Source organism: Curvibacter sp. PAE-UM, from assembly GCF_001432305.1.
Lineage (GTDB): Bacteria > Pseudomonadota > Gammaproteobacteria > Burkholderiales > Burkholderiaceae_C > Hylemonella.
Genome location: NZ_KQ483358.1, coordinates 615,421 through 635,222, shown reverse-complemented (window position 1 = coordinate 635,222; position 19,802 = coordinate 615,421). Strand labels below are relative to the sequence as shown.

The following is a 19,802-nucleotide window of genomic DNA, read 5'->3' as shown; positions in this document are numbered from 1 at the left end:
TGCACCTGTGCACGAAACCCGGGCTTTTGCCGGGCGCCTGTGCCGTCCAGACGTGAATTCGGGTAATCTGCCCACTGGATCAATTCGGGCCTGTTCACACTGATTTCTCAAGTGCGAACAGGCCCTAACGAGGTGCCGTCATGTTTGAGCGCAGGCATTTTCTGGCCCGTGCCGGGCAGCTGGCCGTAGCGGGTGGTTTCTTCGGACCGGCCGCCGCCGCAATGCCCAGTCGTGCCACCATTTCCGTGCCCGGCCCCGGCAATCTCCTGTATCTGCCCATTCCACTGGCCAGCAAGATCGGCGCCGATCTTGCGGAGGGGCTGGAGCTGGACATACGCTACACCGGGGGTGGCCCGCAGGCCATCCGCTCCATGCTGGAACGCAACAGTGATTTTGCGGCGGCCGGCCTGTCGGCCCTGGCCCTGCAGAAGCTCAATGGCAAACCGGTGGTCTGCATCGCGCCCATGACGCGTGTCCCGGCCTACACCCTGCTGGTGCGCGCCAATCTGCGCGGCAAGGTGAAGACGATGGCCGACCTCAAGGGCCGGGTGGTGGGTGTGAAAGGCCATGTGCCGGGCGGGCGCTCCACCTCGCAGCTGTTCGCCGAATACCTGCTGACCCAGGCCGGGCTCAAGCCCGACCAGGTCAACTATGTGTCGGCCGGGCAGTCCTATGACAGCCAGCATGCGGCCCTGAGCTCCGGGTCGGTCGACGCCATCGTGGGCGACGAGCCTTTTGTCACCCGCCTGGTGCGGCAAAAGACCGCTTACGTGCTGGCCGACTACCATGACCTGGACACCACACGCAAGCAGATGGGCGGCCTGTTCCTCAACGGCATGGTCGCCACGCGCGAGGACATGATTGCCTCTCGCCCCGAGCTGGTCGAGAAAATGGTCCGCACACTCAAGCGCACGCTGGTCTGGGTCGCCACGCACAAGGCCGAAGACATGGTGGAGGCGCTGAGCCCGGGCGAGCCCGAGGAACGCAAGACGCTGCTCGATGTGCTACGCCTGCGCAAGAACATCTATTCACCCGATGGCCGCATTTCCGATGAGCAGCTGGCCACGGTGGACCGCTTTTTGCGCGCCACCGAGCCCGAGATTTTGGCCAAGGGCCTGAGCGTACGCAGCCTGGTCGATGCACGTTGGGCGGGGAGCGCGCCTTGACGACAGGGAAACGCCGGGCCGTGGTCGCGCAGGCGGTCCGTCAGGCGCCGGTCTGGCCTTTGCTGGCCCATGGTCTGGGGGCGCGGGCCCAGGCCGAGGACATGATCAACACCATCTGGGCCGGGCGCATGCCCTGACCGACCATGCCACGCAGCCCGTTTGACGCTCCCCTGGCAAGCCCTTCGACCTGGCAGGATGCCGCGCGGCACAGCCTGCAGCGCCAGCTGGTCGCGCGTTTTGCCCTGGTCTTCCTGATCGTCACGCTCAGCGGCAGCCTGCTGGCCCTGCTGGGGTACCAGATGCAGGTCCAGCAGGCCCAGCGCCGCAGTGCAGACGAGGCGCTGCGGCACCTGGAGCGCAGCTATGCGTCCTTGCAGGACACCTGGCTGCGCAACGCCGATGAGGTGAAGTCGCAGATCGATTTCATGCGGGTGTTTGCGCAGGGCGACCAGGCCGCCAACTGGCTGCGCCTGCGTGCCTATTTCGCGGCGCTGGAGGGCAAGCTCGACCGCTTTCCCTCGGGGGTCGTGCTGGATGACAAGGGCCGGGTCGTGTTCCAGTACGGCCCGGAGGGCCCCGTGCTGCGCCGGCATTTCTCGATCGGCCGGCCCCAACCGAGCTGGTTCTACAGCGCGGAGCACCGCACCGTGTTCAGGGTGCAGAGCGTGCCGCTGTGGCTGGGGGTCCAGGGCACCGGGCAGCTGGTGCTGCTGCAGCCGCTGGACCATGGCGTGCTGCGCCAGCTGAGCGCTTCGGACATCAGCCTTTACCTGGTGCACGACGGTCAGGTGCTGGCCAGCTCCGGCGGCTCGCAGGATTTCGGCCGCCAGCTGTCGGTCGACTACAGTGGTCCGATCAGCGACGGCGAGCGTCAGCAGGAGCAGCGCAGCCTGCCGGTCCTGGCCGATGAGCCCGGGGTGCCGGTGCTGGTGCTGCGGCATAACGTGCAGCAGGCCCTGTCGCCGGCGCTGGTGCTGCTGGGCAGCTTCACGCTGATGGCTTTGCTGGCCGCGGTGCTGTGGCTGGTGCTGGGCCGCTGGGCCAATGCCGGGGCCCTGCGCATCGCCAGCCTGTCGCGCGCCACCACCCTGTTCGCCCGCGAGCATGCGCTGAGCGCGCCCGTGGAGCAGGCGCTGGCGCAGGCGCGCTCCGAGCCCGACGAGATCGGCGAAGCGGCCGAGGCCAGCCACACGCTCATGCAAAGCGTGTTGCAGCACGACGAAGAGCACTTTGCCCACCTGCAGACGCTGGACATGCTGGAGGAAGGCGTGGTCGAACTGGCCGCCGACGGTCGTTACCTGCGCGCCAGTCCGGGCTGGGCACGGCTGGCCGGTATCGAGGTGCAGACCGGCGCGCGCATCTTCGAGCACATCCATCTGGAAGACGTGGAAAACCTGCAGATGCAGTTCCTGCAGCTGGGTGAGGGCGAGAAAAGCAGCCTGGCCGGGCGCCTGCGCCTGCGCCGCCCCGACGACAAGGAGCTGTGGATCGAGTACCGCTTCATCAGCGGCACGCGCCGTGGCGGGAGCGTGCGCGGCGTGCTGCGCGACATCACGCAGAGTTACCAGCTCGAAAAGCACGTGACGCACATGGCCCTGCATGACGCGCTGACCGGCCTGCCCAACCGCGTGCTGCTGGAGGACCGCTGCAAGATGGCCGTGCGCAGCGCCGAGCGCAGCGGCCTGACGGTGGCGCTGGGTTTCCTGGACCTGGACCACTTCAAGCACGTCAACGACCAGTTCGGCCACAAGACCGGCGACGAGCTGCTGGTGGCGCTGTCGGGCGCCATGCGCCACTGCCTGCGCGCCGGCGACACGCTGGCGCGCTGGGGGGGTGACGAGTTCGTGGTGCTGCTCACCGACCTGGGCAGCCAGGCCGACGCCGAGGAGGCCATCAGCAAGCTCGCCGCGGTCTGCCAGACGCCGATCCGCCTGGGCGAGGCGGAGTTCAACGCCACCTTCAGCATGGGCGTGGCCCTGTTCCCGACGGACGCCAAGACCGTCGAGACCCTGCTCTCGCAGGCCGACCGTGCCATGTTCGCGGCCAAGCAGCAGGGGCGCAACACGGTGCGCTTCTTCTCCGAGATTGCGCAGCGCGAGGAGGACCGCAAGGCGCTCTATATCCAGAACCGGCTGGCCACGGCCATCCGGGAAGGAAAGATCCAGACCTGGTTCCAGCCCATCGTGGACGCGCGCACCCGCCGCGTGGTGAGCTGCGAGGCGCTGGCGCGCTGGCAGGACGAAACCTATGGCTGGGTTTCACCGGCCACCTTCGTGCCCATGGCCGAGAACCTGGGCCTGATCCGCGAGATGGGCCAGCAGGTCTGGCGCCAGGCCATCGAGAGCCTGCACCGCTGGCGCCAGCGCGGGCTGGACATGCGCATTTCCGTCAATGTCTCGCGCCGCCAGCTCTTCACGCCCACCTTCACCGCCGACCTGCTGGAAGACCTGGACCGGCTGGCCATCCCCGTTTCGGTGGTGGACCTGGAGATCACCGAGAGCGTGGCGATGGAAGACGCCGAGCACACCGAAAAGCGCCTGGCCGAACTGACCGAGGCCGGCTTCGGCATCGCCATCGATGACTTCGGCACCGGCTTTTCCTCGCTCTCGCAGCTGCACGACATGCCGGCCTCCAAGATCAAGATCGACATCTCCTTCGTGCGCCGCGCCAGGACCGAGCAGGGCAGCCAGCTGATCCAGGCCGTGGTCAAGATCGCCTCGGCCTTCGGGCTGCAGACCGTGGCCGAGGGCGTGGAGACCGAGGACATCGCAGGCGTGCTGGCCCAGCAGGGCGTCACCCTGCTGCAGGGCTACCACTTCGGCAAGCCCATGAGCGCCGAGGACTTCGGGCGTTACCTGGCCGACAACTTCAGCGTGGTTTGAGGCTGACGAAGTCGGCCACATCGGCCAGCACGGCCGGGTCCTTGAGGATCTTCATGTGCCCCAGTCCTTCCGTGGCCTGCAGTTGCGCCCCGGCGATGGCCCGGGCGTAGGCCTCGCCATCGGCATAGCGGTTGATGCGGTCGCCGCGGTCATGCACCACCAGCACGGGCTGGCGGATGCGCGGGCCCACCGCCGGCGGCTCGAACTGCGGCATCAGGATGCCCTCGCGCGCCTCGATGCGCTGCTGCATGGCGCCGCGCGTGCGCTCGCTGAGTCCGAACATGCGGGCGAACAGATGCGTGTAGTCATGCGGCGAGGCCGGCGGCGCCAGCAGCACCAGCCGCTGCACGGCCAGGCTGCGGCTGGCCGCGTGCGCCGCCGCGTTGGCTCCCAGGGAGTGCGCCACCACCGCGTGCAGGGCCAGGCCGCGTGCCTGCAGCCGTGCCGCTGCGTATTCCACGGCGCGCGCGAACTGCGGCAGGTTGCTGGTGCCGCCGGCGCTGCGCCCGTGCGCCGGCATTTCCAGGATCACGGGCTGCAGACCTTCCCTGGCCAGGGCTGTTGCCAGCGGCAGCATCTGGCCGGCGTGGCCGCCCCAGCCGTGCACCAGCAGCACGGCGGGTGCATCGCCCGCTGCCATGCTGTCCCGGTACAGCGTGAGACCGGCGCGCTCGAAGGGCCAGCGCTCGATCAACCAGTGCGTCGGCCAGGCGCGGGGCCGGCGCAGCCAGCGCGGCGGCAGCGGCGTGCCGAAGAGGCGCTGGGCCGCGCGCACCGCCAGGCCCGGCCAGAGCTGCTGCGAGAGAGACAGGCCCAGGCGGGCCAGGCGGACGAGGGCGCTGTTGCCGTAGTAGCTGGCGCTGGCGGTCTGGGGGCTGGTCGACATGGCGGGGGCCCTCAGAAAAAGATCCAGTCGCGATTGCTGCGCGGGATGTTGCGCAACGACTGGAAGGCGGCGATCACGCCGCGCACCAGCAGGTAGAGGCCGAGGCCGGAAAAGATGATCCACATGGTGAGTTCCTTTCTTCGCACAATCGTGCGAAATTGGGGCGGACACAAAGAAGAAGGCGGGACATGGGGGTTGGCGGCCGGCCGCTGGCGTTCAGGCCAGGTAGCTTCGTCGCAGGCGCTGCCAGCTGGCGGCGGCACGGGCGGGTGCTGCGGGGTCGCGCAGGAAACGCGTGTCGTGCAAGAGGCCGATGGCCAGGGCGTAGATCTCCCCGACCAGTTGCTCGGGGTGGGTGTCGGCCAGCAGCTGGCCGGCTTCGACCGCCTGCAGCACCGTGCGGCGCAAGGCGGCGCGCCAGCGCGTGACCTCCTGCAGCAGCAGGTCACGCAACTCGCCCTCGCGGTCGTCGAGTTCGAAGGCGCCAGGCACGTAGATGCAGCTGTTGTGGGCCTCGGGCCGGCTCATGCGGGCCAGCCAGCGCGCCACGATCTCGTCCAGCCGCGGCAGCCCCTTGGGCTTTTGCATGGCGGGCACGAAGACGTCGGCCAGGAAGCGGCGGCCGAACTCCTCGATCACCGCCTTCTGCAGGGCTTCGCGCGAACCGATGCGCGAGAACACCCCGCTCTTGGACAGGCCTGCCCGGTCAGCCACCGCCTGCAGGGTCAGCGCCTCCAGGCCTTCGGCCGCGGCCAAGTCCATGCCGGCGCCCACGATGGCGGCACGCGTCAGTTCACTCTTGGCAGTTTTGGTATCGGGCGACATGGCTGAAATTTAGCACAACTGTGCGAAATTTCAAGAGCCCTCATGAACAGGGCTAATGCCGGTCCCCGGAAGGCCATAAGTGCTGTTTTTGATTCATCTCGAAACAGCTATTAACTTTCACTTACACACATACACATTTGCACACCAAATAAGTAACTTAGTAACTGGACTTGGAGGGGCTCGGGACGAAAATTCGCACCAGACGTCGTTATGCAGTCCATTGCATATCGGCGGGGACTTTGTTGGGATAGAAAACCAGGAGCCGTGTCAGCGGCCAGAAACATGCAAGCTAAGAAGCTGGAGCAGGGCTTCACTATGGTCGAGCTGATGATCACCATCGCGGTGATCGGCATCCTCGTCGCCGTAGGCCTGCCTTCGTACAGCAATGCGATACGCAAGTCGAATCGCTCCGAAGCGCAGTCCGCACTGATGAATATCGCGACACGCCAGCAGCAGATGCTGGTGGACACCCGCAAGTACGTTGCCACCGTGGAAGAGCTCAAGGTCACGATCCCGGCCAAGGCAAGTTCCAACTACAGCGTTGCGATCACGCTGGGCACGGGCACGGCGCCGAGCTTCGTGGTCACGGCGACTCCGCTTGGCGCGCAGACCAAGGACAGCTGCGGGACGATCAGCATCGACCAGAACAACACGAAGCTGCCGGCGAACTGCTGGTGATGCGGAGAAGGACATGAGCAAGATGCCCGCCCGCCAACGCGGATTCACTCTGATCGAACTGATGACGGTCATCGTGATCCTCACGATCATGGCAACCGTCGCCGCGCCGGGCATGCAGTCGCTTATCGCGAGCCAGCGGGCACGCGGCGCCGCACAAGACCTGATCTCGGACCTGATGCGCGCGCGCAGCGAGGCGGTCAAGCGCAACAAGGACGTGATGCTGAGTCCGGTGGTGGACTGGACCGGAGGCTGGATCGTCAAGACGGCAGCGGATGCGGAACTCATCGGCCAGCGAAACCCGGTCGGTGGAAAGATACAGATGACCCGTTCGCCCACGAGCATCACCTACGACAGCTCGGGCCGGCTCAGCGGCGCGACCTCGACCGTGCGTTTCGAGCTTTTCGACGGGGACAACAGCTACCGCTGCATTACCGTGGATCCGTCGGGCATGCCGACAACCAAGATCAAGGCCTGCCCATGAGTGCCCGCTCCACCACCCCATCCCATCCGCAGCACAAGCGAGCGGCGCAGTTCGGCGGCGCCATGATCGAGGTGCTGGTGTCCATGCTGATCGTTTCCTTCGGCATCATGGGCATGCTGGGCATGCAGACCCAGGCCACGGTGTCGCAAATGGAAAGCTACCAGCGCGCACAGGCGCTGGTGCTGGTGAAGGACATGGCACAACGCATGGAGGCCAACCGCTCCCAGGTCACGGCCTACCTGGCCAACGACATCGGGACCGGGGCGGCGCAGGATTGCACCGCATTGACGACGACGGCCGCGCGTGACCTGTGCGAGTGGGCGGCGCAATTGCAGGGCGCCGCAGAAGTGCTCAACGGTGACAAGGTCGGCACGCTGATCAGTGCGCGCGGCTGCATCTCGCAGCCCGACCCGGTGTCCTCCCCGCAGGTCTACATGGTCGCCGTGGTCTGGCAAGGGCTGCGTGAAACCGGGGCGCCCGTGGTCGAGTGCGGCAAGGACGCCTACAGCAGCGAGGCCGCGCGCCGCGCAGCAACGGTGGTCGTGCAGATGTCGGTGCTCTCATGAAGCGGTATCGCGCAATCGGCAGGGCCCAGGCCGGCGTCACGCTGGTCGAGCTGATGGTCGCCATGGCCATCGGCCTGATCGTCGTGGCGGGGCTGGCCATGATGTTTGCGAACAGCAGCCAGGCCGGCCGCGAACTGGACAACACGTCAAGGCAGATCGAAAACGGGCGTTATGCCGTGGACTTCCTGTCCCAGGAGATGGCCGCGGCCGGCTTCTACGGTGATGTGCCGTATGCCGGCGGGGTCTACACGCAGCCCAATCCCTGCGCCACGACGCTCGACCAGCTGGGCTGGGATGACGCGAGCAAGAAGCGGCCTGACCCGATAGAAGGAAAAGCGGCCGGTGCGATGGCCGGCGTCACCTGCGCCAGCAACCCCTCGGCGAGCAGTTCGGCCGTGGTGCTGCGCCGGCTCGACACGAACACCACTGCACAGGCCAGCGTGGTGGACAGCGCCGCCGTCGCCTATGTGCAGACATCCCAGTGCAACAACGACCTGGCCAGTACAGTCTTTGTCGCGTCGACCCAGAAAGGCGCCTTCACGCTGCGCAACCTCAGCTGCAGCGGGCCCGGCGACGTCCGCCGCTATCTGAGCCGGATCTATTACGTGGCGAAGTGCAACGAATGCAGCGGTGCCGGCGCCGATACCGTGCCCACGCTCAAGCGTGCCGAGCTGGCCGGCGACAAGGTGGTGGTGACGCCGCTGGCGGTGGGCATCGAGCACATTGCGCTGGAATACGGCTTCGACACCAACAACGATGGCAGCCCGGATGTCTACCGCACCGGGCTCAGCGGTGTGGCGGGTGCGGCGGACAACGCCTGGGCCAACGTCGTGACGGCACGGGTCTACGTGCTGGCAAGGACGGCGGACGAGGAACACGCGTACACGGACACCAAACGCTATGTCATGGGCCTGGAGGGCACCCTGGGTCCCTACAACGACAAATACAAGCGCAAGGTGTTCGTGGCAACCGCCAAGTTGCAGAACGTGGCCGGCCCGAGGGAAAACTGAATCATGAACACGCTAGTCATCCAGACCCGGCGGCAGGGCGGCGCCACGCTGATCATCACGCTGATCTTCCTGATGATCATGAGCCTGCTCACGGTCACGGTCTTCAACATGACCGCGACCAATGTGAAGATCACGGGCAATGCCCAGGTGCGCAACGAAGCGCTGGCCGCGGCGCAGGTGGGGCTGGCAGCGACGATCAGCAATATCCAGTTCTCGACCGCACCCGAGCTGATTGCCGCGACCCCTTTGCCGGTGGACATCGATGGCGACGGCAAGAGCGATTACACCGTCACGCGCAATCCGCAGCCGCGCTGCAACAAGGTGAAGACGATCAAGACCAGCGAGCTGAATCCGGGCATCCCCGCAGACCTGGCCTGCATGGGATCTTCGGCCGCCAACAACAGCGGCCTCGAATCGGAGATGGCCGCCGCAGCGACGGGCGATTCCCTGTGCTCGAACAGCGAGTGGAACATCCGCGCCTCCGTGGCCGATCCCGCCAGCAAGACGGAAGTCGCCATCAACCAGGGTGTGTCCCTGCGGGTGCTGGTGACCGATGCCGAAAGTGCATGCAAATGAACAAGGTCAAAAAATGCAGCCAAACGACATGAAGAAGACCTCGCGGATGACGGTGCGCGGCGGATGGTGGCAATGGCTGCTGGCGAGCAGCCTGTCGCTGGTGATGTCCTCGGCCTGGGCCGAGGACATCGATCTCTACGTCGGCGCCGCGGCGAGTGCCGACAAGCCCAACGTGCTGTTTGTCTGGGATACCTCGGCCAACTGGGGGGCCACGGTCACGGGGGCGCCCAACTGCTACTACAAGGACAACAACATCACGACCGCCATCGGTCCGGCCAACCAGGGCACCAAGTTCGCCATCGAGAAATGTGCGCTCTACAACGTGATCGATGCCTTGCCGACCGCGGACGACGGAACGGCCCTGTTCAATGTCGGTGTCCTGCTGATGAACGAGACGCCCTACAGCGGCGCCTATCCGCGCCAGGCCATCAAGGCGCTGACCACGGCGAACAAGACGCTCTTCAAGGCCTTCATCAAGGCCCTGGACATCAATACGGACAAGGGCAGCAACGCCGACTACGGGCAGGCGCTGTACGAGGCCTACCTGTATTACAAGGGGCTGAATCCGCTCAACGGGCAGCATTCCAGCAAGCGGGACACCAGTGCCTTCCTGTCGACCGGCGCCTACAACAGCCCGTCGTCCATCTCCTGCGCCAACAACCACATCATCGTGATCGGCAACGGCTCACCGCAGATCTCCAACCCCGAGAAGAACGTGCGCAACCTGCTGGCCGCACGCGTGGAGGCCGACCTGCCCAGCCTGACGCAGGCCGAGCGCGATGCACTGAAGGCTGAAATCGTCAACGCCGCGCTGGGCACCGACCAGGCCGACTGGGTCGATGAAATGGCCCGTTTCATGACACGCATGGATGTCAGCAGCAAGGACGGCGAGCAGGCCATCACCACCCACGCCATCGCGGTGCTCAAGGGCAACAACAGCGATGGCAGTTTCCCGGCGCTGATGAAGAGCACGGCCAGCAACGGCGGTGGTAGCTATTACCAGGGAGCCAGCGTCGACGCGGTTGTGGACGCGATTCTCAAGATCTTCAACCAGCTTCAGGCCGTCAACAGTGTGTTTGCCTCGGCCAGCCTGCCGGTGAGCGTGAACGCGCGTGGAACCTACCTGAACCAGGTCTACATGGGCATGTTCAGGCCCGATGAGCAGGCGCGGCCCCGCTGGCGCGGCAACGTCAAGCAGTACCAGTTCTCCTACGACCCGGTGACGGACTCCATCGCGCTGACCGACACCAATGGCACGCCCATCGTGAGCAGTTCGACGGGTTTCATCGCGCCCAACGCGGTGTCCTACTGGACCGAGGACAGCAGCTTCTGGGCCAACCAGCCGATGGGCACACCGCCTTCGCCGTCCGACTCCCCGGACGGCGAAGTGGTGGAAAAAGGCGGCGCGGCCCAGCGCCTGCGCAGCACCTATGCCCTGTCGCAGGATGGCCGCAAGGTCTACACCTGCCTGCCGGGCAACTGCAACCCGGGCATGGACCTGGCCACCACGCCGGACAGCCAGTTTGTCGACGGCAACACCGGCATCACGCAGGCCGTGCTCAACGCCGCCAGCGCCGCCGAGCGGACGGCCATCATCAACTGGATACGCGGCACGGACAACGCCGGCGATGAGCAGGGGCCGGGAGGCACGACCACGATACGACCCAGTGTGCACGGCGATGTGCTGCATTCGCGCCCGGCGGTGGTGAACTATGGCGGGACGACCGGTGTGCTGCTCTTTTATGGTGCCAACGACGGATTGCTGCACGTCGTCAACGGCAACCAGAGCGGGACGAACGCGGGCCACGAACTGTGGACCTTCGCGCCGAGCGAGCATTTCGGCAAGTACAAGCGCCTGCGCGACAACTCGCCGGCCATCCGCCTGTCGACAACGCCGTCGAGCCTGACCTCATCGCAGCCGCGCGACTATCTGCTGGACGGCCCGATTGGCGTCTACCAGAAGATCGACAGCCTGGGCGTGAGCGAAAAGGCCCATATCTATGCGGGCATGCGCCGCGGCGGCCGCATCCTGTACGCGCTGGACGTGACCGATCCGGCAGCGCCGAAGTACATGTGGAAGCGCACCTCGGCAGACACGGGTTTCGCCGTGCTGGGACAGACCTGGTCCGAGCCCAAGGTCGCCCGTATCCAGGGCTGGGGCAACCCGGTCATCATCATGGGCGCCGGCTACGACGCGGTCGCCGAAGACCAGGCGACACCCGGGACCACCACCATGGGCAATGCCGTGCTGGTGATCGACGCCATCGATGGCCAGCTGCTGCGCGTCTTTCCCACCGACCGCAGCGTGCCGGCCGACGTGACCCTGATGGACGTGAACCTGGACGGCAAGATCGACCGTGCGTACGCGGTCGATGTGGGCGGCAATGTCTATCGCATCGACCTGGAGAACGCCTCGAACAGCGACAAGGCGAACTGGACGCTCTACAAGCTGGCGGCGCTGCAGGGCGGGGCCACCTATCCGCGCAAATTCTTCTTCGCCCCCGACGTGGTGCAGGGGCCGAACTTCGTGGCGGTGATGGTGGGCAGCGGCGATCGCGAGAAACCCCTGAACCAGTCGTCCATCGACGCATTCTTCACCGTGATGGACAGGAACATCGGCTACAAGCCGGTGGTCACGCCCAGCCCGATTACGCCGTCCACGATGGCCGTCATCGGCGACTCGTCGACCAGCGGCAACGATGGCTGCTACCTGAACCTGGAGAACGGCGAAAAGGTCGTCAATGCGCCGGTGACCTCCCTGGGCGTGACCTATTTCGCGACCAACAAGCCGGTGCCGCCGAGCAGCAACTCCTGCGTGAACAATCTGGGGCGCGCCAAGATCTATGCGGCCCCGCTGTTCTGCAAGGCGGCGACGAACCAGATACTGACCGGCGGCGGCCTGCCGCCCTCGCCGGTGACCGGCATCGTGCAGGTCACCTATACGGTGAACGGGCAGACGCTGAGCAAGAACGTGCCCTTCATCATCGGCGCGCCGAACGCCAAGAAGTCCGGCATCGAGGGCTCGAAGATCCAGCCGTCGACGACACCGGTGCGCCGCAAGAACTACTGGTACGTCGAAGGGCAGAAATAAGCCGGGCGGGCCGGGTACGGGCTGGCACGTACCCGGCAAGGCGGGGCTGGCCTGGTGCTAGAGTGCGCCGAGTCAGAAAAAAGACCCGGCAGGAGACCATGCAAACGCCCTACACCCCGCAAATCCGCCTCTACCAGGACTGGCTGCGCACGCAGCGCGGCCTGGCCTTCGACAGCTACGACGCGCTGTGGCGCTGGTCGGTGAGCGACCTGGACGCCTTCTGGCAAAGCATCTGGGATTGTTACGGCGTCCATTCCCCCACGCCCCATGCGGCGGCTCTGGCTGACAACCGCATGCCCGGTGCACGCTGGTTCCCCGGTGCCCAGGTGAACTACGTGCAGCAGGTGCTGCGGCACGCGCAGATGGCGCACGCCGCAGGCTTTCCGGCCATCGTCAGCCACAACGAGCAGAGCCTGGCGACGGGTGAGCCGGCGCGCGAGATGAGCTGGCCCGAGCTGCAGCGCCAGGTGGCGTCGTTGGCCTTGCACCTGCAGGCCCAGGGTGTGAAGAAGGGCGACCGGGTGGTGGCCTACCTGCCCAACATCCCCGAAGCCATGGTGGCTTTCCTGGCCACAGCCAGCATCGGCGCCATCTGGAGCCTGTGCGCGCCCGACATGGGCATGGCCGCCGTGCTGGACCGCTTCAAGCAGATTGAACCCAAGGCGCTGATCGCCTGCGATGGCGTGCGCTACGGCGGGCGCGACACCGACCGGCGCGAGGTGGTGGCCGAGCTCTGCGCCGCGCTGCCCACGGTGCAGCACTTGATCGTGTTGCCCAGCCTGGGTCTGCCGGACATCGAAGTACGCGCCGGTGTGAGCGTGGCGCCCTGGGCGCAGACGGTGGCGCGCAAGGACGCGCAGACGGCGGCTTTCAAGCCCCTGAGCGTGCCTTTCGACCACCCGCTGTGGGTGGTCTATTCCAGCGGCACCACCGGCCTGCCCAAACCCATCGTGCACGGGCATGGCGGCATCCTGATCGTGGCCCTGGCCTTCACACTGAACACCGACATCGGCTGCAGTTATGCGCCCAACAGCTGGGGCGAGCGCTTCCACTGGTACAGCTCCACGGGCTGGGTCATGTGGAACTGCCAGCTCGGCGGCCTGCTGACCGGTACCACGGTCTGCATCTTCGACGGCAGCCCCGGCGGCGCCACCGTCGACGCAGCAGGCAACAAGCAGGCGCCGGACTGGACCACGCTGTGGCGCTTCGCGGCCGACACGAAAACCACTTTCTTCGGCGCCGGCGCGGCGTTCTTTGCCAACTGCATGAAGGCCGGGATCGATCTGAAGCAGTGCGGCCCGCTGCGCCAGGTGCGCGCCCTGGGCTCGACCGGCTCGCCGCTGAGCGAGGACGTGCAGCGCTGGACGAACGCGCAGATGAAAGCCATCGGTACCCCGGACATCTGGTGGAGCAATATCTCGGGCGGCACCGACTTTGCCGGTGCCTTCATCGCCGGCAACCGCGAGCTGCCCCAGGTGCCGGGTGAGATGCAGTGCCGCGTGCTGGGCTGTGCGGTCGAGGCCTGGAACGAGCAAGGCGAGCCGGTGGTCGACGCCGTCGGCGAACTGGTCTGCAGCCAGCCCATACCCAGCATGCCCTTGTATCTATGGAAAGACGAGGGCAGCCAGCGTTACCTCTCCAGCTACTTTGACATGTACCCGGCCGGCCATGGCCGGCGGCCCGGCGGCGGCGATGCCGGACCCGAAGCCGGTCCGGTCTGGCGCCACGGCGACTGGCTGAAGATCACGCCGCGCGGCAGTTGCATCATCTACGGCCGCAGTGACGCCACCATCAACCGCCACGGCCTGCGCATGGGCACCAGCGAGCTGTACAGCGCGGTGGAGGCCCTGCCCGAGGTGCTGGACTCCATGGTGGTGGACCTGGAGTACCTGGGCCGCGAGAGTTACATGCCGCTGTTCGTGGTGCTGCGCCCCGGCCACGTGCTGGACGACGCCATGAAGGCGAAGATCAACGACGCCATCAAGATCGCCTTGTCGCCGCGTTTCGTGCCCAACGAGATCCTGCAGGTGGCCGAGATCCCGCGCACGTTGACGGGCAAGAAGCAGGAGCTGCCGATCAAGAAGCTGCTGCTGGGCCAGCCGCTGGAGAAGGTCGTCAACCAGGATGCCATGGCGAACCCGGGTTGCCTGGGCTGGTACGTGGACTTCGCCCGGTTGCATCTGCGCGCTTGAGCTTCGTCGCGCCCGGCCGGGCCAGAGCATCCGGTCATGGCGTGGAGGGAGGACTTTCGCAATAATGGAGCGATGCAGATGCATACGCCCACCTTGCTGCTGGTCAACATCCTTGTCACAGCGGTCCTGGGCATCGGCCTGGGGATCGTGGCGCGTCGCTCGCGCCGCGACGGCATGGTCTGGTGGGCCTGGGCCATGGGGGCGCAGACGCTGACCTACCTGCTGTTCGCCTTGCGCGGCCAGATCAGCGACTGGCTCTCCGTGGTACTGGCCAACACCCTGCTGGTGGCCACCTTTGCCCTGTTTGCCGAGGGTCTGTGCGAGTTCCAGCAGCGGCCTGCGCGGCGCTGGCTGATCTGGGGCCCGGTGCTGGCGATGCCGCTGCTCGTGACGTTGCTGATGAACCATCCGCAGGCCCGCCCCCAGCTGGCCACCCTGCTGCTGAGTTTCCAGTCCCTGGTGCTGCTGCAGCTGATCATCGCGCGGCGCCATGCGACACCGGGGGGCGGACAGTATTTCGTGGTGGCCGGCCTGGTGATGATCATCCTCGCCTTGTTGCTGCGCTTCGTGGCCGCCCTGTCCGGACAGGTGGATCTGAACCAGGTCACCGCTTCCCATCCGGCCCATGCCTTCAGCGTCCTGATGTCCACCCTGATCATCGTGCTCATCGCCATGGGCCTGGTGCTGATGACCAAGGAGCAGGCGGATGTGCGCAACCACACCCTGGCCATGCAGGACGACCTGACCGGCCTGAGCAACCGGCGCTCCATCCAGCAGGTCCTGACCCAGCAGATCGCGCTGGCGCGGCGCAGCCAGCGACCGTTGGCCCTGCTGCTCATCGACATCGATTATTTCAAGCAGATCAACGATACCCACGGCCATCTTTCAGGCGACCAGGCGCTGCGGGACGTGGCCGGGTGCCTGCGGGAACGTCTGCGTGCGCAGGACCTCGTGGGCCGCTGGGGCGGCGAGGAGTTCATTGCCATCCTGCCCGATACCGATGCAGTTGGGGCACAGGCCCTGGCTGAAGACCTGCGCGCGGCGGTGGCGCAGGCGCGTTTTTCTGGTGTCGACGGGCAGTCCCTCAAGATGACCATCAGCATCGGGCTGCACGCGCTGGAGCTGTCCTCTGGCAATGAGCGCGACGACATGATCGGCGCGGCCGACCGCGCGCTCTATCTGGCCAAGCAGAACGGGCGCAACCGGGTGGAAGAGCTCTGAGGGGTTTCAGCCTTTTGCAGCTTGCTGCAGCCAGGCGGCGAAGGCCGCCAGTGCCGGGCGCGGCTCGCCGCGATCCGGCAGCACCAGCCAGTAGGTGCGCCCGCTCTTGAGGGGCCGCGGGCAGGCGACCACCAGTTCGCCGCGCGCCAGTTCCGGCTCGATCAGCAGCCGCGGCACCAGGGCCAGGCCCAGACCCTGCGCGGCAGCCGCGGCCGTCATCGAATACAGCTCATAGCGTGGGCCAGACAGCGCGGCGGGGGCTTCCACGCCCATGGCCTCGAACCACTGGCGCCAGGCTTCGGGGCGGGTGCTTTGCTGCAGCAGCGGCAAGCCGGTCAGATCCCGGGGCTGCAGCCGTTTGCGCCCGCCCAGCAGGGCCGGTGCGCAGACCGGCACCACTTCTTCCTCGATCAGTGCGGTGGCGCGCGTGCCGGCCCAGTTGGCCACCTGCTCGGCTGTGCCTGAATAGAGCGCGGCGTCGAAGCCGGTATCCGCGAAGAGGAAGGGGCGGGTGCGCGTTTCGATGTGCACCACCAGTTCGGGATGCGAGTTCGCCAGTTGCGGCAGACGCGGCATGAGCCAGCGGGTGGCGAAGGTCGGCACCGCGGCCAGTGAAATGCTGCCAGCCGTGCCCTGGCGCGACATGGCGTCCAGGGTGTCGCGCTCCAGCGCCTGCAGGCGCGGCGCGATCTGGCGCGCGTAGTCGGCGCCGCCAAGGGTGAGCGCCACGCCGTGGCGCGTGCGCCGGAACAGCGCAATGCCCAGGTAGTCTTCCAGCGCAGCGATCTGGCGCGACACCGCGCTCTGGGTCAAGGCCAGCTCCTGCGCGGCGCGCGTGTAGCTCTCGTGGCGGGCGGCGGCGTCGAAGCAGGCCAGGGCTTGCAACGAAGGGATCTTGCGGCGCATGGTGTGCGAAATATACACAACTGGCCGCTCCGCCTGAGTGGTTTCAAGTGGCTTGCCGGGTTTATATATGCATTCAACTCATGTCTGGATGCCCACTTTTCGTTTGCCCGGGGTGGCTGGGGCGGCTACGATGGCGGCAGATTTCTGGAGTACCCACCATGGCCAACGCCACCTTTCACTGGAACGATCCTTTCCTGCTGGACCAGCAGCTCAGCGACGACGAGCGCATGGTGCGCGATGCCGCCGCCGCCTATTGCCAGGACAAGCTGGCGCCCCGCGTGCTGGAGGCCTTCCGCCACGAGAAGACCGACCCCACCATCTTCCGTGAGATGGGTGAGCTGGGCCTGCTGGGCCCCACCATCCCCGAGCAATACGGCGGCCCGGGCCTGAACTACGTGGCTTACGGGCTGATCGCGCGTGAGGTCGAGCGCGTCGATTCCGGCTACCGCTCCATGATGAGCGTGCAGTCTTCGCTGGTGATGGTGCCGATCTTCGAGTTCGGCAGCGAGGCGCAGAAGCAGAAGTACCTGCCCAAACTGGCGACGGGTGAGTGGATCGGCTGCTTCGGCCTGACCGAGCCCGACCACGGCTCCGACCCCAACTCCATGATCACGCGTGCGCAGAAGACCGCCGGCGGCTACAAGCTCACCGGCGGCAAGATGTGGATCTCCAACAGCCCCATCGCCGATGTCTTCGTGGTCTGGGCCAAGGAGGTCAGCGAGAGCGGCGCCGTCGGCCCGATCCGCGGTTTCGTGCTGGAGAAGGGCATGAAGGGCCTGAGCGCCCCGGCCGTGCACGGCAAGGTGGGCCTGCGCGCCTCCATCACCGGCGAGATCGTGATGGACAACGTCTTCGTGCCCGAAGAAAACGCCTTCCCCGAAGTGCAAGGCCTCAAGGGCCCCTTCACCTGCCTGAACTCGGCGCGTTACGGCATCGCCTGGGGCGCGCTGGGTGCGGCCGAGGACTGCTGGTTCCGTTCGCGCCAGTACGTGCTGGACCGCAAGCAGTTCGGCCGCCCGCTGGCGGCCAACCAGCTGATCCAGAAGAAGCTGGCCGACATGCAGACCGAAATCAGCCTGGGCCTGCAGGGCTGCCTGCGCCTGGGCCGCATGAAGGACGAGGGCACGGCCGCGGTGGAGATCACCTCCATCCTCAAGCGCAATTCCTGCGGCAAGGCGCTGGACATCGCGCGCCTGGCGCGTGACATGATGGGCGGCAATGGCATCTCCGACGAATTCGGCGTGGCCCGCCACCTGGTGAACCTGGAGGTGGTCAACACGTATGAGGGCACGCACGACATCCACGCGCTGATCCTGGGCCGCGCGCAGACGGGCATTGCCGCGTTTGCGAACTGAGTTTGGGTTTTTGCTGGCTTCGTGCAGAGACGTCCTGGCGCTGAAGCGGGGCAGGGGCGGCGGCCTCATAGGCGCTGCGCTTTGCCAAATCGGCCGCCACCCCTGCCCCGCTTCAGCAGCGAAGGTATTTGGCGCGTCGCCTGGAAGAAACTTCCCCTCTCGCCATGTGGGTGACTGCCGGGGGCCGATTTGGCAAAGCGCAGCGCCTATGAGGCCCCCGGCAGTCACCCACATGGCAGGTGCTACGTCAGCAAGAAGGACAGAACCATGAGCAACAAACCCGCCGCCCTACCGCACATCAAGGTGCTGGACCTGTCCCGTGTCCTGGCCGGCCCCTGGTGCACCCAGATCCTGGCCGACCTGGGTGCCGACGTGGTGAAGATCGAGCGCCCCGGCGCCGGTGACGACACGCGCCATTGGGGCCCGCCCTTCCTGAAGGACGCGCAGGGGAACGACACTGAGCACGCGGCCTATTACACCTGCGCCAATCGCAACAAGCGCTCCATCACGGTGGACATCGCCAAGCCGGAAGGCCAGGCCTTGATCCGCCAGCTGGCCGAGCAGAGCGATGTGCTGGTGGAGAACTTCAAGGTCGGCGGCCTGGCGCATTACGGGCTGGATTACGCGAGCCTCAAGCAAGTCAACCCGAAACTCATCTACTGCTCGGTCACCGGCTTTGGCCAGGACGGCCCCTATGCCGAGCGCGCGGGCTACGACCTGATGGTGCAGGCCATGAGCGGCATGATGAGCATCACCGGCCGCCCGGACGAGGTGCCCGGCGGCGGCCCGCAGCGTGTGGGCGTGGCGCTGACGGACATCTTCACGGGGGTCTACGCATCGACCGCCATCCTGGCAGCGCTGGAAGTGCGGCACCGCACGGGCGAGGGCCAGCACATCGACATGTCCCTGCTGGATGTGGGCATGGCCATCCTGGCCAACCAGGCCGGCGGTTTCCTCAACACCGGACGGGTACCGCAGCGCCAGGGCAACAGCCACCCCAGCCTGGTGCCCTACCAGGACATGCCGACGAAGGATGGCGCCATGCTGCTGGCCATCGGCAACGACGGGCAGTTCACGCGCTTCTGCGAGGTGGCGGGCCGGCCCGAACTGGCGCAGGATGCGCGCTACGCCAGCAACACGCAGCGCGTGTTGCACCGCGCCGATCTGGTGCCGCAGCTGGAGGCCATCACGCGCACGCGCAGCACGGCCGAATGGATTGCCGCGCTGGAGCACAAGGCCGTGCCCTGCGGTCCGATCAACGACATCGGCCAGGCCTTTGCGGATGCACAAGTGCAGGCGCGCGGCCTGGCCATCGAGCAGCCCCGCTCGCCGCAGGCCGTGGCCGCCGAAGGCGTGCCGACGATCCGCAGCGTGGCCAGCCCCTTGCGCCTGAGCGCCACGCCGCCGGTGCTGCACCGTGCGCCGCCGGCGCTGGGTGAGCACACGGAGGAGGTGCTGGCAGGCCTGGGACTGGACGCCGGACGCATTGCGGCGCTGCGCGCCAGCGGCATCGTCTAGTTCAGTTTTTTCCGTGCCGGTCGGCGCGCCCGCACCGCAGCGGCCAGGGCGAGCTGGCCCCATTCGGCCATGGCCTGGGGGCTCTCGTAGACCTCGGCCGGGGCTGCGTAATACATCAACTGCACCGGTTTGCCGCGCGCCGTGTACTGGAAGCGCTGCAGGCCGGCGGATTCGAAGCGGGGCTGGCTCTGGGCGTCGGCCTTGAAATAGAGCTTGTCACCGGTGACGATGGCGATGAACAGGCCATTGCAGTACAGGCCGTGGCCGCCGAACATGGCGCGTGAGGAGATGACGCCCAAGGCCGCCATCAGGTCCAGGACCAGGGCCAGAAACTCGTTGCGACGTGGCATGCGCTGGACTATAACGGCGACGGGCCCGGCCTGCACCTAGGCGACAGTTTTCCCGCACCAGCCGGATCACAATCCGAAGGCCATTCCAACAAACAGGAG

The 19,802-nt window shown here is 66.6% G+C and carries 17 protein-coding genes; 13 read left to right on the top strand and 4 right to left on the bottom strand.

Translation table 11 applies throughout. The annotated features are described in order from the left end of the window. Positions 1 to 140: 140 nt before the first annotated feature. Genes AO057_RS03150 through AO057_RS03145 form a run of 3 tightly spaced genes read left to right on the top strand, consistent with a single transcriptional unit; the run spans position 141 to position 4,048 of the window. On the top strand, positions 141 to 1,166 hold the full coding sequence (locus tag AO057_RS03150) for an ABC transporter substrate-binding protein (RefSeq protein WP_057674264.1): 1,026 nt from the start codon (positions 141 to 143) through the stop codon (positions 1,164 to 1,166). Continuing rightward, positions 1,163 to 1,303, top strand: a complete 141-nt coding sequence (locus AO057_RS17675) for a hypothetical protein (RefSeq protein ID WP_156404457.1) — start codon at positions 1,163 to 1,165, stop codon at positions 1,301 to 1,303. The genes AO057_RS03150 and AO057_RS17675 overlap by 4 nt, the downstream gene beginning before the upstream one ends. A 6-nt stretch (positions 1,304 to 1,309) precedes the next feature. Continuing rightward, positions 1,310 to 4,048 carry a putative bifunctional diguanylate cyclase/phosphodiesterase gene (locus AO057_RS03145; RefSeq protein WP_057674263.1) on the top strand — a complete coding sequence of 913 codons (2,739 nt, stop codon included), beginning with the start codon at positions 1,310 to 1,312 and terminating at the stop codon, positions 4,046 to 4,048. On the opposite strand, the gene AO057_RS03140 is transcribed toward AO057_RS03145, so the two are convergent. Together AO057_RS03140 and AO057_RS03135 are read right to left on the bottom strand one after the other, a co-directional pair. Further along, positions 4,035 to 4,934: an alpha/beta hydrolase gene (locus AO057_RS03140; protein ID WP_057674262.1), complete on the bottom strand. Its 900-nt coding sequence runs from the start codon at positions 4,932 to 4,934 to the stop codon at positions 4,035 to 4,037. The genes AO057_RS03145 and AO057_RS03140 overlap by 14 nt on opposite strands. A 216-nt stretch (positions 4,935 to 5,150) precedes the next feature. Continuing rightward, the gene (locus AO057_RS03135) at positions 5,151 to 5,759 is read right to left on the bottom strand and encodes a TetR/AcrR family transcriptional regulator (RefSeq protein WP_057674261.1); all 609 of its coding nucleotides are present in this window, start codon (positions 5,757 to 5,759) and stop codon (positions 5,151 to 5,153) included. Between the two features lie 282 nt (positions 5,760 to 6,041). On the opposite strand from AO057_RS03135, the gene AO057_RS03130 reads away from it, so the two are divergent. From AO057_RS03130 to AO057_RS03095, 8 genes are all read left to right on the top strand, one after another. Next, entirely contained in the window at positions 6,042 to 6,437 is a 396-nt protein-coding gene (locus tag AO057_RS03130; RefSeq protein WP_057674260.1) for a type IV pilin protein, read from the top strand. 13 nt (positions 6,438 to 6,450) lie between these two features. Continuing rightward, positions 6,451 to 6,918: a GspH/FimT family pseudopilin gene (locus AO057_RS03125; RefSeq protein ID WP_057674259.1), complete on the top strand. Its 468-nt coding sequence runs from the start codon at positions 6,451 to 6,453 to the stop codon at positions 6,916 to 6,918. After that, on the top strand, positions 6,915 to 7,484 hold the full coding sequence (gene pilV, locus AO057_RS03120) for a type IV pilus modification protein PilV (protein WP_082605392.1): 570 nt from the start codon (positions 6,915 to 6,917) through the stop codon (positions 7,482 to 7,484). The genes AO057_RS03125 and pilV overlap by 4 nt, the downstream gene beginning before the upstream one ends. Beyond that, positions 7,481 to 8,494, top strand: coding sequence for a PilW family protein (locus AO057_RS03115; protein WP_057674258.1), 1,014 nt, complete (start codon positions 7,481 to 7,483; stop codon positions 8,492 to 8,494). Before pilV ends, AO057_RS03115 begins: the two co-directional genes overlap by 4 nt. Positions 8,495 to 8,497: 3 nt before the next feature. Further along, the gene (locus AO057_RS03110) at positions 8,498 to 9,070 is read left to right on the top strand and encodes a pilus assembly PilX family protein (RefSeq protein WP_057674257.1); all 573 of its coding nucleotides are present in this window, start codon (positions 8,498 to 8,500) and stop codon (positions 9,068 to 9,070) included. Positions 9,071 to 9,083: 13 nt separating this feature from the next. Further along, entirely contained in the window at positions 9,084 to 12,161 is a 3,078-nt protein-coding gene (locus tag AO057_RS03105) for a pilus assembly protein (RefSeq protein ID WP_168163350.1), read from the top strand. 98 nt (positions 12,162 to 12,259) lie between these two features. Then, positions 12,260 to 14,353, top strand: coding sequence for an acetoacetate--CoA ligase (locus AO057_RS03100; RefSeq protein ID WP_057674255.1), 2,094 nt, complete (start codon positions 12,260 to 12,262; stop codon positions 14,351 to 14,353). Between the two features lie 72 nt (positions 14,354 to 14,425). Beyond that, positions 14,426 to 15,574 carry a GGDEF domain-containing protein gene (locus AO057_RS03095; protein ID WP_057674254.1) on the top strand — a complete coding sequence of 383 codons (1,149 nt, stop codon included), beginning with the start codon at positions 14,426 to 14,428 and terminating at the stop codon, positions 15,572 to 15,574. Between the two features lie 6 nt (positions 15,575 to 15,580). Here the strand turns inward: AO057_RS03095 and AO057_RS03090 are convergent, their stop codons facing one another. Then, the gene (locus AO057_RS03090; RefSeq protein ID WP_057677148.1) at positions 15,581 to 16,480 is read right to left on the bottom strand and encodes a LysR substrate-binding domain-containing protein; all 900 of its coding nucleotides are present in this window, start codon (positions 16,478 to 16,480) and stop codon (positions 15,581 to 15,583) included. Positions 16,481 to 16,638: 158 nt separating this feature from the next. On the opposite strand from AO057_RS03090, the gene AO057_RS03085 reads away from it, so the two are divergent. Next, the gene (locus tag AO057_RS03085) at positions 16,639 to 17,835 is read left to right on the top strand and encodes an acyl-CoA dehydrogenase (RefSeq protein ID WP_057674253.1); all 1,197 of its coding nucleotides are present in this window, start codon (positions 16,639 to 16,641) and stop codon (positions 17,833 to 17,835) included. A 267-nt stretch (positions 17,836 to 18,102) separates the two neighbouring features. Beyond that, a complete protein-coding gene (locus AO057_RS03080; RefSeq protein ID WP_057674252.1) occupies positions 18,103 to 19,353 on the top strand; it encodes a CaiB/BaiF CoA transferase family protein in 1,251 nt (416 codons plus the stop codon). On the opposite strand, the gene AO057_RS03075 is transcribed toward AO057_RS03080, so the two are convergent. Further along, the gene (locus AO057_RS03075) at positions 19,350 to 19,703 is read right to left on the bottom strand and encodes a TfoX/Sxy family protein (protein WP_057674251.1); all 354 of its coding nucleotides are present in this window, start codon (positions 19,701 to 19,703) and stop codon (positions 19,350 to 19,352) included. The two genes, AO057_RS03080 and AO057_RS03075, sit on opposite strands and share 4 nt — an antisense overlap. Between the last annotated feature and the right edge of the window lie 99 nt (positions 19,704 to 19,802).

Bases quoted from the DNA above. Each gene is read 5' to 3' on its own strand.
- AO057_RS03100 (WP_057674255.1), top strand. From the start codon at position 12,260: ATGCAAACGCCCTACACCCCGCAAATCCGCCTCTACCAGGACTGGCTG.
- AO057_RS03150 (WP_057674264.1), top strand. From the start codon at position 141: ATGTTTGAGCGCAGGCATTTTCTGGCCCGTGCCGGGCAGCTGGCCGTA.
- AO057_RS03130 (WP_057674260.1), top strand. From the start codon at position 6,042: ATGCAAGCTAAGAAGCTGGAGCAGGGCTTCACTATGGTCGAGCTGATG.
- AO057_RS03080 (WP_057674252.1), top strand. From the start codon at position 18,103: ATGAGCAACAAACCCGCCGCCCTACCGCACATCAAGGTGCTGGACCTG.
- AO057_RS03090 (WP_057677148.1), bottom strand. From the start codon at position 16,480: ATGCGCCGCAAGATCCCTTCGTTGCAAGCCCTGGCCTGCTTCGACGCC.
- AO057_RS03140 (WP_057674262.1), bottom strand. From the start codon at position 4,934: ATGTCGACCAGCCCCCAGACCGCCAGCGCCAGCTACTACGGCAACAGC.
- AO057_RS03145 (WP_057674263.1), top strand. From the start codon at position 1,310: ATGCCACGCAGCCCGTTTGACGCTCCCCTGGCAAGCCCTTCGACCTGG.
- pilV (WP_082605392.1), top strand. From the start codon at position 6,915: ATGAGTGCCCGCTCCACCACCCCATCCCATCCGCAGCACAAGCGAGCG.
- AO057_RS03085 (WP_057674253.1), top strand. From the start codon at position 16,639: ATGGCCAACGCCACCTTTCACTGGAACGATCCTTTCCTGCTGGACCAG.
- AO057_RS03105 (WP_168163350.1), top strand. From the start codon at position 9,084: ATGCAGCCAAACGACATGAAGAAGACCTCGCGGATGACGGTGCGCGGC.
- AO057_RS03075 (WP_057674251.1), bottom strand. From the start codon at position 19,703: ATGCCACGTCGCAACGAGTTTCTGGCCCTGGTCCTGGACCTGATGGCG.
- AO057_RS03125 (WP_057674259.1), top strand. From the start codon at position 6,451: ATGAGCAAGATGCCCGCCCGCCAACGCGGATTCACTCTGATCGAACTG.
- AO057_RS03095 (WP_057674254.1), top strand. From the start codon at position 14,426: ATGCAGATGCATACGCCCACCTTGCTGCTGGTCAACATCCTTGTCACA.
- AO057_RS03110 (WP_057674257.1), top strand. From the start codon at position 8,498: ATGAACACGCTAGTCATCCAGACCCGGCGGCAGGGCGGCGCCACGCTG.
- AO057_RS03135 (WP_057674261.1), bottom strand. From the start codon at position 5,759: ATGTCGCCCGATACCAAAACTGCCAAGAGTGAACTGACGCGTGCCGCC.
- AO057_RS03115 (WP_057674258.1), top strand. From the start codon at position 7,481: ATGAAGCGGTATCGCGCAATCGGCAGGGCCCAGGCCGGCGTCACGCTG.